The following is a 13,329-nucleotide window of genomic DNA, read 5'->3' on the forward strand; positions in this document are numbered from 1 at the left end:
TCGTGGGGCTCTTTGATCTTACTACGTGGCTCGATCGCGACCGGATCACTTTCGCGTCGGCGAAATTCGGGGCATTTGGCGAAATAGCGTTCTGCCTGCGTGATCGCACCGGCAACAAATCCTGATTTTCCGCAGACTGACCCATACGGTAGACAAACGCAGCAACGGCGGAGAGGTTCCATGGACGACAGGCTTTTTCTTGGCGACTACAGTTATTCCAGTTGGTCCCTGCGGGCCTGGCTCCTGTTTCACCGGTTCGACATTCCGGTCCGGATCGAGATCGTCGATTTCATGCAGGCCCCGGTCTCTGACCAGATGGCGCGCTATGCGCCGGCGCGCACCGTGCCGACCTTGGTGACGGGTGATGGCACCGTGATCTGGGACAGCCTCGCGCTCGCCGAAGAACTGGCTACCCGCAACCCGGAGGCCGGGCTTTGGCCCGCCGATCCGGCATTGCGGGCAATGGCACGCAGTCTCGCGGCAGAGATGCATTCCAGCTATGGCACGCTGCGCGAGCTATGCCCGATGAACCTGCGCGCCACCTATGCGCACAGCCCGGTTCCCGAGGCCCTGCAAGCCGATCTTGACCGGATCGAAACGATCTGGAGCCACGCGCTGACCCGCTCGGGCGGGGCTTGGCTTGCCGGAGGCTATTCCGTGGCGGATGCGTTCTTTGCGCCGGTTGCTGCGCGCATCGCCGGTTATGCTCTGCCCGTTTCGGAAACCGCGCGCAGCTATGTGGATCGACACCTTGCCGACCCGGCGTTCCGCCGGTGGCGCGCCATGGGGCTGGCGCGTGGCGCCACCCTGCCCTGGTATGATCGCGACTACCCGCAAACGGGCTGGCCCGGCCCCGCGCCGCGTCTTGCCCATGCCATCGACAGCGGCTCTGCGGAAAACGATTGCTGTCCCTATTCCGGAAAGCCCGTCACACATCTTTTGGAAACCGAAGGCCGCGTCTTTGGCTTCTGCAATGCCTTCTGTCGGGACAAGACGGTCCATGATCCCGATGCCTGGCCTGCCTTCGTGGCCCTGCGCGACGGGGCAGCGACATAAGCGCCGCACCTTAACGGCCTGCCAGCGGCGTTAACCAATTGCTAACCACGCGCGGGTCAGGCTCGCCCCGTCCTGATGCGGTAGGGGGTCATGGTCGCTCGCGCTCATACGGTTGCCTTTGAAGGCGTGCAGGCCCGTCCGGTCGAGGTGCAATGCGCCGTCACCCCGGGCGTGCCCGCCTTTTCCATCGTCGGTCTGCCGGACAAGGCCGTATCCGAGGCACGCGACCGCGTGCGAACGGCGCTAAGCGCGCTGGCCATTGCCCTGCCTTCCAAACGGATCACGATCAACCTCGCACCCGCCGACCTGCCTAAGATCGGATCGCATTTCGATCTGCCCATCGCACTGGGCCTTCTGGCGGCGCTCGACATTCTGCCTGCCGACGCCATCGCCCAGACCGTGGCCCTTGGTGAATTGTCTCTGGACGGTGACATTCTTCCCGTGGTCGGCGCGCTGCCCGCCGCCATGGCCGCGGCCGAAGAGGACCGCATCCTGCTGTGCCCGCGGGCCTCGGGGGCCGAGGCTGCCTGGGTCGATGCCTGCACGGTGATCGGCGCGGGCAACCTGCTGGACATTGTGCGCCATTTTACCGGTGTAAACGTGCTGGAGCCTGCCTCTCCCGGCGAAGTGACGACGGAAACCGCCGCCCGCGACCTGCGCGACGTAAAGGGACAGGAGCGGGCCAAGCGCGCCATGGAAATCGCCGCCGCGGGGCGGCATCACCTGATGATGATCGGCCCGCCCGGGGCCGGAAAATCAATGATGGCGGCGCGTTTGCCCGGAATCCTGCCACCGCTGACACCGGTTGAGGCGCTGGAAACCTCGATGATCCATTCGATTGCCGGATTGTTGAGCGATGGTGGCATCTCGCGCAGCCGCCCCTTTCGCGAACCCCATCACACGGCGTCGATGGCGGCGCTGATCGGCGGCGGACGCACCGCGCAACCCGGAGAGATCAGCCTCGCCCACAATGGCGTGCTGTTCATGGATGAATTCCCCGAGTTTCCCCGCACCGTACTGGAAACCCTGCGCCAACCCATCGAAACCGGCGAGGTGATGGTCGCCCGCGCCAATGCTCATGTCCGTTATCCTGCCCGGTTTCTGCTGGTGGCGGCGGCCAACCCCTGCAAATGCGGCTATCTCACCGACCCGTCGCAGGCCTGCTCTCGCGCGCCGAATTGCGGCGAAGATTACCTTGGCCGCATTTCCGGCCCGCTGATGGACCGGTTCGACCTGCGGCTGGAGGTGCCGCCGGTGGGCTTTACCGATCTGGATCTGCCCGCCACTGGCGACAGTTCGGCACAGGTGGCCAAGCGTGTGGCAGCCGCACGGGCCATTCAGCAGGACAGGTTTGCCGGGCAGGATGCGCTGCGCACAAACGCCGACGCCGAAGGGCAACGGCTGGAAGAGATTGCAACGCCCGATACCGAAGGCCGCGAATTGCTGACCCGCGCCGCCGACCGTTTTGGCCTGACCGCCCGGGGCTATCACCGCGTCTTGCGCGTGGCGCGCACCATTGCCGATCTGGATGACTCCGCCGAGGTGCGCCGCCCCCACGTGGCCGAGGCGCTCAGCTATCGCCTTTTGTCGGCGAAAGAGAGTTGATCCAGGACACCAGGCGCCGCAACGTCGCGCGCGCCTCGGGCAGGATATTGTGAAAGATCGGCCAGACATGTGGCAGGTCGCGCGCGATTTCCTCATGTACGGCCACTCCCTGCGCGCGCAGCCGCGCCGCCATGCGGCGGGTATCGTCCAGCAGGAACTCCCGATCCCCGGCGGCAAGCCAGACCGGACCCGCCCCCGCAAACTCGGCCCAAAGCGGAGACACGCGCGGATCCCGAACGTCCACATCGCGAGGGACATACATGTCGGCTGTTTCATGCACCCGGCTGACAGGCAGTACCACGTCGGTTGCCGCGTTTCGCGCAACGCTTTCGCCCGAGAAACTGAGATCGGTCAGTGGGGAAAAGGCAAATGCCCCCAAGGGGCGCGGCAGATCCAGCCGCAGCAGTTCGGCCAGCAGCGCAAGCACCAGCCCGCCACCCGCACTGTCTCCGCCAAGGATCACGCCGCCGGGATGGTCCATAACCGCACGATAGGCGGCGCTGGCATCCTCCAGCGCGGCGGGAAAGGGGTGCTCTGGTGCAAGCCGATAGTCGATTAGACAGGCAGGCACCTCCGCCAATCGGGACAGCCGCCCCATCAACGCCCTGTGCGTATCGGCAGACCCCATTACAAAAGCACCGCCGTGGAGATACAGGATCAAAGGCCCCGGTCTGTCGCAATTGACCCAAAGCACCGGAACGCCGTCCAACCTGTCCCGGACCAACCGTGTGCCCATCGGCGCGCGAAAAAAGATGCGCGCCTTGCGCTCGAACGAGGCCCGCAAGTGTTCCGGGTGCCTTGTTCGTTCCAGATGCGGCCGCTCCGTCAGTGCCAACCAGCGGTTCAGGAGCGGCCGCACAAGGCTCATGTCAGCTTGGCCTCGATCGCCTGCCAGATCTTCTCGGCGACGTTGATACCGTCGAAACGTTCAAGTTCCTGAATGCCGGTGGGCGAGGTCACGTTGATCTCTGTCAGCCAATCGCCGATCACGTCGATCCCCACAAAGACCTGCCCTTTATCCCGCAGGACGGGGCCAATCCGAGAACAGATTTCAAGGTCGCGTTCGGTCAGGGCGACCTTTTCGGGGCGCCCACCCACATGCATGTTCGAACGCACTTCTCCCTTGGCCGGGACACGGTTGATCGCGCCGACCGCCTCACCGTCAACGAGGATCACCCGCTTGTCCCCCTTGGACACGTCGGGCAGGTATTTCTGAACGATCAGCGGCTCTCGCGAGAAACCGGTGAACATCTCGTACAGCGAACTGAGGTTGCCGTCGGACGCACCAAGCTTGAAGACCCCGGCGCCGCCGTTGCCGTACAGCGGCTTTACGATCACATCGCCATGCTTCTCCCGGAACGCGCGCAGCACACCCAGATCCCGGGCAATCGCCGTCGGCGGTGTCAGGTCCGGGAAGTTCAGAACCAGCAGCTTTTCCGGCGAGTTGCGGACCCAGAACGGATCGTTCACCACCAGAACCTGACCTTTCAGGCGGTCCAGCAAGTGTGTCGTGGTGATATAATGCATGTCAAAGGGGGGATCCTGCCGCAGCCAGATCACATCCATGTCGGCCAGATCGACCGTCACCCGATCCCCAAGCACGGCCGGGGTTCCGGCCACCCGCTGAACCGTCATCCAATGGCCACGCGCCGTCACGCGCCCCTCTTCATAAGCCAGTTGATCCGGACCGTAGTAAAAAAGCTCGTGCCCGCGCGCCTGTGCCTCTTCGGCAAGGCGGAAGGAACTGTCTGCGTTGATATCGACCCCGGTGATCGGGTCCATCTGAAAGGCGATCTTCATGTGCATCCCCAGCAATCCTTTCGCCATAGATGGCGCAGGACGCCGCCGGGCGCAATGTGCGCAGCCCACCGGATGACGCGACCTTAATCCTCAGAGGAATGCGTTTTCGATCACACGAATGGCCCCATGGCCATCGACAAGCGCAAGGTCAAAGCGGATATCGGTCAGCGATCCACGCGGCCGGGTGCCAAGAAATTCCTCGCCCGCACGCATCAAGCGCCCGATCTGGCGTTGCGACAACCGCTCCGCAGCGCGCGAGAACGACCGGCTTTTCTTGACTTCGACAATGATCACGCCGTCGCCATCCGCAACCACAAGGTCGATTTCACCCGCATGCCCGCGCCAGCGTTGTGCCAACAGCGGATAGCCACGGCGGGCGTAATCCTGCGCCACCCCGTCCTCTGCGGCCAATCCGGCATGATATCCGCACCGGCCGGTGATCTGGCGTTCAGCCATGCCTGTAGTCCCTTGCCTGGCGTGAAGCGCCTTCATGTGTCCCCTTTCGCGGAAAGCCGCATCGCCATCTGGTAAACCGGACGCCTCTTGACGCCGAAGCGCGCGGAAACGAAATCCGCGGCATCCCGTACCGACATGGTTTCCAGCGCCTTGTTCACCTCCTGTTCTAGGTCAAATTCCCTAACAGATTCTGAATCACCTTTGCCAATCAGGACGACAACTTCGCCTTTGGCCGGGGTTTCGCGATAGTGGGCCGCCAGCTCGGACAGAGGCCCGCGCCGCGTTTCCTCGAATTTCTTCGTCAATTCCCGGCAGACGGCGGCCTCTCGGTCGCCCAGCACGTCTTTGGCAGACTCCAGCATATCGACCAGCCGTTTTGGCGATTCGTAAAAGACAAGTGTCGCCGGAGAGGCGGACAGCTCGCGCAGGGCGGTTTTCCTTGGCCCGCCAGCGTTAGGCAAGAATCCCGCAAAAAGGAACCGATCCGTCGGCAGACCGGCAAGGGTCAACGCCGTCACCACGGCACTTGCGCCCGGCGCGCTGGTCACCGCATGACCATCCTCGACCGCGGCCCGGGCCAGATCAAAGCCCGGGTCCGAAATCATCGGCGTACCGGCCTCGGAGGCATAGAGCACCGATTTCCCTGCCGCCATCTCTGCCAACAGCCGTGGCCGCACCCGCGCGCCGTTGTGGTCGTGATAGGCCACCAGCGGACGATCCCCCAGCGCGACGCCATGCAATTCCATCAAACGGCGCAGGCTGCGGGTGTCTTCGGCGGCCAGCACATCTGCGACCTTCAAAAGGTCCAGCGCCCGCAGGGTAATGTCCCGCGCGTTCCCGATGGGCGTGGCCACCAAGTACAAACCCGGCGTCAATCCGCCGTTCCCCGTGCCACTGTCCGCAATCGTCACTGGCCCCCCCTTTCGCCCTTCTCTATGATCAGCGCCAAATCGCGCCGCGCGCCACCCGTGCCGCGCATGACGCGCAAAAAACGAGGGAGTCCGCCGTCCATGTTCGCCATTTTTTCCAAGTTCCGCAAGGCACTGCGCCCGCTCGCCGGGATCGCTGCCGCGCTGACCCTCGCCGCTTGCGACCCCTCGGCGCTGACCAATATCGGCGGCGGGGGCGATGGCCCGCGCATCAATACCGGCAAACCCATCCCGGTGGCCCTGCTGGTTCCGCAATCGGATCAGGGCGCCGCGCCAATCGCGGTTTCGCTGGAAAACGCCGCGCGGCTTGCCATGGCCGACCTTGGCGAAGGCGTGACCATCGACCTGCGGGTTTATGACACCGGCGGCCAGGCACCCGCCGCGGCCGCGGTCGCGCAAAAAGCCGTCGACGAAGGCGCCAAGATCATTCTCGGCCCGCTGCGCGCCGACGCGGTCAACGCGGCTGGGCTTGCCGTTGCGGATGAGGGCATCAACGTACTTGGCTTTTCCAACAACCCGACCATCGCGGGCGGCAATGTCTTCATCCTTGGTTCGACCTTCGACAATACCGCGCGCCGGATGATGGCTCACGCCCGCCGCAACGGCAAATCCAACATGGTCATCATCTATTCCGACGATGTGGCCGGACAGCTGGGCAAACTCGCCATCGAAAAGGCCGCCACCGAATTTGGCGTGAACATCGTCGGCAGCCAGGGCTACCAACTTTCGATCGAGGGCGTGTCCTCGGCCGCCAGCGCGGCTGGACGGGTGGTCGCTTCGGGGGCTGCGGACAGCATTTTCATCACCACGGCCGCCAGCAACGAGGCGATGCCGATCCTGCTTGATCGCCTGCCCTCTGCCGGCGTCAGCCCGGATCAGGTTCAATATATCGGCCTGACCCGCTGGGACGTGCGGCCCGACCTGTTTGGCCTGCCAGCCTCGGACGGCGCATGGTTCGCGGTTCCGAATGTCGCACGGCTCGAAGGGTTTTCCGGCCGGTACAGCAGCACCTATGGCACCGCGCCGCACCCTCTGGCCGGGTTGGCCTATGACGGGATCATGGCCATCGGAACGCTTGCCGCGGAAGGCCGCGGCGACGCGCTGTCTGCCACGGCGCTCACCTCGACTGGCTTTACCGGCACGGGCGGTGTATTCCGCCTGATGACAGACGGCACGAACCGGCGCGCGCTGGCGGTGGCCACGGTGACAGACAAACAGATGGTGATCCTTGACCCTGCCCCCAGCAGCCTCCCGGGCGGCGGCCTCTGAGACCGAGACGCTCCCTGACGACCTGATCGCGCCCGCCGCCGAGATCTTTGACCCTGCGGCGGTGCGCAGCATCCTCTTTGCCGGAATGCCCAAGGGCACCGGCGAAGCCGAAGTGCGAAAACATACTGTGGCGGTCCTGCGGCAGGCCCGCGACGCGGGCCGCGAGGCCGTCGCCACCGCTTTTGCCAGCGAGCCTTTCGGGGCCCGGCGCACGACCCGCGCCTACACCTGGATCACCGATTGCCTGATCCGGCTGACCTTCGAAGTCGCCACAGAGGTGTTGCACCGCAATCCCACACCCACCGACTCGGAACGCCTTTCCGTGCTGTCCGTCGGCGGATACGGGCGGGGTGAAATGGCACCTTTTTCGGATGTCGACCTGCTGTTCCTGACGCCTTACAAAATCACCCCATGGGCCGAGAGCGTCATTGAATCGATGCTCTACATCCTCTGGGATCTGCGGCTGAAGGTCGGGCACAGTTCCCGCACGGTGCGTGACTGCCTGCGCCTTGGCGCCGAGGATTTCACCATCCGCACCGCCATGCTGGAAAGCCGTTTCCTGACAGGCGACGCCAGCCTTGCCGATGATCTGGACCGGACGTTGTGGAACGATCTGTTCAACTCGACCGCCCGCGAATTCGTTGAGGCCAAGCTGGCCGAACGTGATGCCCGCCATGACAAGCAGGGCCAGCGCTATATGGTCGAGCCCAACGTCAAAGAAGGCAAGGGCGGCCTGCGCGATCTGCAATCGCTGTTCTGGATCATCAAATACGTGCACCATACCGACGACGTGTCGGAACTGGTCAAGACCGGGGTCTTTCGTCCCGAGGAATACGAAACCTTTGTCCAGGCGGAACGCTTTCTCTGGGCCGTACGCTGTCACCTGCACCTTGCGGCCAACCGGGCAAACGAACAGCTCAGCTTTGACATGCAGGTCGAGGTGGCCAGCCGCATGGGGTACAACGACCGTGGCGGACGCCGCGCGGTCGAATGGTTCATGCAGGACTATTTCCGCCACGCCACCGCCGTGGGGGACCTGACGCGCATCCTGCTGACCTCGCTCGAAGCGGATCACACCAAGGGCGCCCCGCTGCTGCAACGCCTCTTCAACCGGCCGCCCCCTGTCAAGGATGGCTATCGCGTGGTGCACAACCGGCTTGCGATCGCCGATGACGAGACCTTTCTGTCGGACAAGCTGAACCTGCTGCGCGTTTTCGAAGAAGGGTTGCGTACAGGCTTGTTGATCCATCCGGACGCCATGCGTCTGGTCAAGGCCAACCTGCACCTGATTGACAACGCCTTTCGCGAGGACGACGAGGCGCGTGAATTGTTCCTCGACCTGCTGCTGAAACACGGCAATCCCGAACGCGCCCTGCGGCGGATGAACGAACTGGGCGTCCTGTCCGCCTTCATCCCCGAATTTGCGCCCATCGTGGCGATGATGCAGTTCAACATGTACCACCACTACACGGTGGACGAACACATCATCCAATGCATCTGGAACCTGTCAGAGATCGAGAACGAGCACCTGACAGAGGAACTGCCCGTCGCCTCGACCATCCTCAAGGAGGGCGTCAATCGCCGGGTTCTCTATGTCGCGCTGCTGTTGCATGACATCGGCAAGGGACGGGATGAGGACCATTCAATCATCGGCGCCCGCATCGCCCGCACCGTGGCCCCGCGCCTTGGCCTGTCCAAGGCCGAGGCCGCCACGGTCGAGTGGCTGGTGCGCTATCACCTGCTGATGTCCGACATGGCGCAGAAACGTGACATTGCCGATCCGCGGACCGTGCGCGATTTCGCCAAGGCGGTGCAAACGCGCGAGCGGCTGGACCTGCTCTGCGTCCTGACGGTCTGTGACATCCGGGGCGTCGGCCCCGGCGTCTGGAACAACTGGAAGGCCGCGCTGATCCGCGCACTCTACCGCCAGACGCGCCGCGCGCTCGAAGGCGGAATGGAGGCGCTCAACCGCGAGAACCGCGGCACGGAGGCCCGCAAAGCGCTGCGCGCGGCCCTGTCTGACTGGGACAGCGAAACCCTCGCACACGAAATGAAGCGGCATTACCCGCCCTACTGGCAGGGCCTGCACGTCACCGCGCACGAGGTCTTTGCCACCCTGCTCCGCGACCTCAAGGACGATGAGATCGCCATCGACATCCACCCGGACGAAGACCGCGACGCCACCCGCGCCTGTTTCGCGCTTCAGGATCATCCGGGCATCTTTTCGCGGCTGGCGGGGGCGCTGGCGCTGGCGGGGGCCAATATCGTCGACGCCCGCACCTTTACCACCAAGGACGGCTATGCCACCGCCGCCTTCTGGATTCAGGATGCCGAGGGCAGCCCCTATGAAAACCTGCGCATCCCGCGCCTGCGGGAAACCATCCGCAAGACGTTGATGGGCGAGGTCGTCGCACGGGAAGCGATGAAGCCGAAGGACAAGCTGAAAAAGCGGGAAAAGGCCTTCAAGGTTCCGACACATATCACCTTCGACAACGACGGGTCCGAGATCTTTACCATCATCGAGGTGGATACCCGCGACCGTCCCGGCCTGTTGTTCGACCTGACGCGCACGCTGGCGAACCTGAACATCTACATCGCCTCAGCGATCATCGCGACCTATGGCGAGCAGGTCGTCGACTCCTTCTACGTCAAAGACATGTTCGGGCTGAAATTGCATTCGAAGGTCAAACGCGACCTGATCGAAAAGAAATTGCGCGCCGCCATCGAAGAAGGTGCCGAGCGCGCGCGCGGCTAAGGCGTCGGCACTTCGTTGTCCCAGATTTCCCGCAGGCGCAGTGCTTGCGGGGTCTGGGGCCGGATGCCCAGAAAACCCATCGCCCGCTCGCGCCGGCGAAAGACTCCGATTTCCCAAGGGCTGACCCCATCAGCAATCGACTGGTACATGCGCGACATGCCAAAAACCACATCGCCCGGTGCGTAGACCGCAGTTTTCGAGCTTGGCGCCCGCACCGCGTAATAATCCTTGAGCCGATAAGCCAGCCGCTGCATGTCATCGAAATAAGCATCGTCCAATGTACAGTCGGACAAATCGACAAGAGCGTGCTGTCGACCGTCGAACAAAGGGTGCCGGGCGTATTCCTCGAACGAGGCGATGTGTTCCTCGGTGCCTACTTCGCCATGAAATCGCGCGAGCACCAGATTGAAGTCCGGCAAGATCTGAAAAGTAACAGGCAAAACAATGATCCTTTGAAACTGGCAACAAACGGATTGGACCAGCCTCGGCCAAGTCCGGGCTTCAAATCAACCGTCGCTTTGCCCTGATGGTGGATTTCCAACGCCCAAAGCCCAGATCGCCGCCTCTTCCGCGTTCGCCCGGATTGGGATAGGTCAGGCGGCAGAGCAGCAAGCGAGACCATCCATGAAACCCATCCGCCTTGTCGCCGGTGTCATGACCGTCGGGTTCTGGACCCTGATGAGCCGGGTTCTGGGGGTCGTCCGCGAAATCCTGATCCTTGGCCTGATCGGGCCCGGGCCGGTGATGGATGCATTTGTGGCAGCCTTCCGCCTGCCGAACCTCTTTCGCCGCTTCTTTGCCGAAGGCGCGTTCAACGCGGCCTTTGTGCCGCTGTTCTCCAAGAAATACGAGGGCGAGGAAGATCCCCTGATCTTTGCCCGCGACGCGCTGAACGGGTTGGCGACGGTTCTGTTGGCCCTGACTGCGCTGGCGATGGTCTTTATGCCGGCGCTGGTCTGGGCCACGGCCGGCGGGTTTGCCGGGGATGCGCGGTTCGACCTGACAGTCGGCTTTGGGCGCATCGTCTTTCCTTATATCCTGCTGATCTCGCTCGCGGCCCTGTTTTCAGGGGCGCTGAACGCCACCGGCCATTTCGCTGCTGCTGCCGCGGCCCCCGTGTTGCTGAACATCCTTGTCTGCCTGTCGATGGCGCTTGGCGCTGCGCTGGAGGGCGATGTCATCCTGTACCTTGTCTGGACGGTTCCGGTGGCAGGGGTGGCGCAGCTGGCGCTGGTCTGGGTGGCGGCGGACCGCGCCGGGGTGCGCATACGTCCGGGCCTGCCGCGCCTGACCCCCGACATGAAACGGCTGGTCGTGATTGCCGTGCCCGCCGCTCTTGCCGGGGGGGTCATGCAGATCAACCTGCTGGTAGGTCAACAGGTCGCCAGCCACTTTGAAAAGGCGGTGGGCTGGCTTTATGCTGCGGACCGCCTGTACCAGTTGCCGCTGGGCGTGGTGGGAATTGCCGTGGGCATCGTGCTGCTGCCAGACCTGTCACGCCGACTGAAGGCACAGGACGATACCGGCGCGCGCAATGCTTTTTCCCGCGCAGGAGAACTCAGCCTTGCGCTAACCGTTCCCGCAGCCGTGGCGCTGGTGGCGATCCCCCTGCCCATGGTCTCGGTCCTGTTCGAACGCGGTGCCACAACCGCCAATGACAGCGCGGCCATCGCGCTGGCCGTGGCGATATACGGGCTCGGCCTGCCCTCCTTCGTGCTGCAAAAAGTGTTGCAACCGCTCTATTTCGCCCGTGAGGACACGCGCAGCCCGTTCCGCTTCGCGGTCTGGGCCATGGTTGTGAACGCCGTCATCGCCGTGGGTCTGGCCCCGGTGATTGGCTGGATTGCCCCGGCCATCGCCACCACGCTGGCCGGATGGATCATGGTCTGGCAACTGGCCCGGGGTGCCCGCGCCATGGGCGAAGTCGCCCATTTCGACGATCGTTTCCGCCAGCGCCTGTGGCGCATCGTGGCGGCCTCGGTGATCATGGGGGCGGCTCTTTGGGGCTTCAACCTGTTGCTGGCCCCGTGGCTGGCGGTGCCCTACCTGCGGTTTGCCGTGCTCTTCGGCCTGATCCTTTCGGGCGTCCTGGTCTACGGGGTGGCGGGGCAAGCCCTTGGCGCTTTCCGCCTGTCCGAGATCAAGGCCATGTTCAAACGGTCACGAGGATGACCGCGCGCGCGCTGACCTCTGCGGCCGAGGCCTGGGCCGCCTTGGAACGCCTTGCCGCCACCGCGCGCCAAGACCTCTTGCTGTGCCTGCCGGCACTTTCCGCGGCAACGCCACTGGTCATGCCGGAACTGCGGGAACGCGGGCTGGAGACATGGGGCGACCTTTTGGCCCTGCTGCCCCGGCGCGGTGTATCGTTGCGCATCCTTGTCCCCGATTGCGACCCATTGCAGGATCCCGCCCGCCATCGTGCGGCATGGGCCGCGGTCTCGGGCCTCGCCGACGTGTTGCCGGGGGAGGTACAGTTGCTGTGTGCCGCACATGGACAGCGCGCCTCAGGCCTGAAAGGCTGGCTGCTAGGGCGTCACCTGCGCCCCGCGCTGGGCAGTCTCCGGGCAGACGAACAGCCCGGCCTGACCCCGGTTCAACGCGGTCTTCTGCGCCATCGCCCCGCACCGCAGCCGGTCGAAATCAACCAGACCTTTGCCGTGGCCGATGGGCAGCGTGCGATCCTTGGGGGGCATGACCTTGGCAGCGACGGCATGCAGGTCTTGGCTCTTTGGGTTGATGACGGCGATTTTGCCGGGGCTTTGAGAGGGCATTTCGCCGATACATGGTCTGACGCCATGAACGCAGGCGCGCCATCGCTGGGCGCAAGTGCCACCGAGATCCCCACGCCGACACGCCCGCAAAGCCGCGATGACCTGCGCCTGCTGCGCACACGCTCTTGCCCCCGACCCGGCTTTGCCCCCCGGCCTGTCGCCGAAGATTTTGCCCCTGCCTTGAAACGTCTGATCGGAACGGCGCGCCAGCGGATTGTGATCCGGACAACCGCCCTTTTGCATCCGGATCTTGCCGATGCTCTGGTGCAGGCCTCCGGACGGCAAGACCTGCAATTTTTCCTGCTGTTGCCACAACAGCCGGTCGGCACATGGGACAATGCCCAAGCGGCAGGTTTGCAAGCAAAGGTAATGGCACGGCTGCACAGCGCTTATGGCCAGCGATTGGTCGCGCGGACCCTGACGAATCCGACACCCGCCACGCTTTGCCTGATCGACGACACTTGCGTCATCGGCTCGACCGCGTTGACGCTTCGCGCCTGCCATTGGAACACGGAAACCGCCGCCCTTGTTCGGGACGGCGCATTGACGCAGGCCTTTCTGGAGGCGCTGGCCCCCGGGATGGCGCGCGACGGGGCGGATGCGGCAGACCGGTGCGGCCTTGGCGCACCGTTTGAACCGCAAGACAACACCGCCCGAAGAGGGTGGCTGCCTGCCTCGCTGTTCTAAG

At 64.1% G+C, this 13,329-nt stretch carries 11 protein-coding genes; 6 read left to right on the top strand and 5 right to left on the bottom strand.

Going from position 1 to position 13,329, the window contains the following annotated elements; genetic code table 11:
* Positions 1-180 precede the first annotated feature (180 nt).
* Together KJP30_RS11565 and KJP30_RS11570 are read left to right on the top strand one after the other, a co-directional pair.
* Complete coding sequence (locus tag KJP30_RS11565) at positions 181-1,056, top strand: glutathione S-transferase (RefSeq protein ID WP_218449426.1); 876 nt, start codon at positions 181-183, stop codon at positions 1,054-1,056.
* Positions 1,057-1,146: 90 nt separating this feature from the next.
* A complete protein-coding gene (locus KJP30_RS11570) occupies positions 1,147-2,661 on the top strand; it encodes a YifB family Mg chelatase-like AAA ATPase (RefSeq protein WP_218449429.1) in 1,515 nt (504 codons plus the stop codon).
* Here KJP30_RS11570 and KJP30_RS11575 read toward each other — a convergent pair.
* The 4 genes from KJP30_RS11575 to rsmI form a co-directional block, all read right to left on the bottom strand.
* Positions 2,627-3,529 (bottom strand): alpha/beta hydrolase, encoded by a 903-nt coding sequence (locus KJP30_RS11575; protein WP_218449430.1) that lies wholly within the window; start codon positions 3,527-3,529, stop codon positions 2,627-2,629. The genes KJP30_RS11570 and KJP30_RS11575 overlap by 35 nt on opposite strands.
* Entirely contained in the window at positions 3,526-4,461 is a 936-nt protein-coding gene (gene gshB, locus KJP30_RS11580) for a glutathione synthase (protein ID WP_218449431.1), read from the bottom strand. Before gshB ends, KJP30_RS11575 begins: the two co-directional genes overlap by 4 nt.
* A gap of 90 nt (positions 4,462-4,551) precedes the next feature.
* Entirely contained in the window at positions 4,552-4,917 is a 366-nt protein-coding gene (locus KJP30_RS11585) for a YraN family protein (protein WP_218449432.1), read from the bottom strand.
* A 32-nt stretch (positions 4,918-4,949) separates the two neighbouring features.
* Positions 4,950-5,828, bottom strand: a complete 879-nt coding sequence (gene rsmI, locus KJP30_RS11590) for a 16S rRNA (cytidine(1402)-2'-O)-methyltransferase (protein WP_321206932.1) — start codon at positions 5,826-5,828, stop codon at positions 4,950-4,952.
* A 99-nt stretch (positions 5,829-5,927) separates the two neighbouring features.
* Here rsmI and KJP30_RS11595 point away from each other — a divergent pair, with 99 nt between their 5' ends.
* Positions 5,928-7,115, top strand: a complete 1,188-nt coding sequence (locus KJP30_RS11595; RefSeq protein WP_218449433.1) for a penicillin-binding protein activator — start codon at positions 5,928-5,930, stop codon at positions 7,113-7,115.
* A complete protein-coding gene (locus tag KJP30_RS11600) occupies positions 7,075-9,870 on the top strand; it encodes a [protein-PII] uridylyltransferase (RefSeq protein ID WP_224874144.1) in 2,796 nt (931 codons plus the stop codon). Before KJP30_RS11595 ends, KJP30_RS11600 begins: the two co-directional genes overlap by 41 nt.
* On the opposite strand, the gene KJP30_RS11605 is transcribed toward KJP30_RS11600, so the two are convergent.
* Positions 9,867-10,271 (bottom strand): hypothetical protein, encoded by a 405-nt coding sequence (locus KJP30_RS11605; protein WP_218449434.1) that lies wholly within the window; start codon positions 10,269-10,271, stop codon positions 9,867-9,869. The genes KJP30_RS11600 and KJP30_RS11605 overlap by 4 nt on opposite strands.
* Positions 10,272-10,494: 223 nt before the next feature.
* On the opposite strand from KJP30_RS11605, the gene murJ reads away from it, so the two are divergent.
* Together murJ and KJP30_RS11615 are read left to right on the top strand one after the other, a co-directional pair.
* Entirely contained in the window at positions 10,495-12,042 is a 1,548-nt protein-coding gene (gene murJ / locus KJP30_RS11610; RefSeq protein ID WP_218449435.1) for a murein biosynthesis integral membrane protein MurJ, read from the top strand.
* Entirely contained in the window at positions 12,039-13,328 is a 1,290-nt protein-coding gene (locus tag KJP30_RS11615) for a phospholipase D-like domain-containing protein (protein ID WP_218449436.1), read from the top strand. The genes murJ and KJP30_RS11615 overlap by 4 nt, the downstream gene beginning before the upstream one ends.
* Position 13,329 lies beyond the last annotated feature (1 nt).

The sequence above is a fragment of the Antarctobacter sediminis genome (assembly GCF_019218285.1).
Taxonomy (GTDB): domain Bacteria; phylum Pseudomonadota; class Alphaproteobacteria; order Rhodobacterales; family Rhodobacteraceae; genus Antarctobacter; species Antarctobacter sediminis.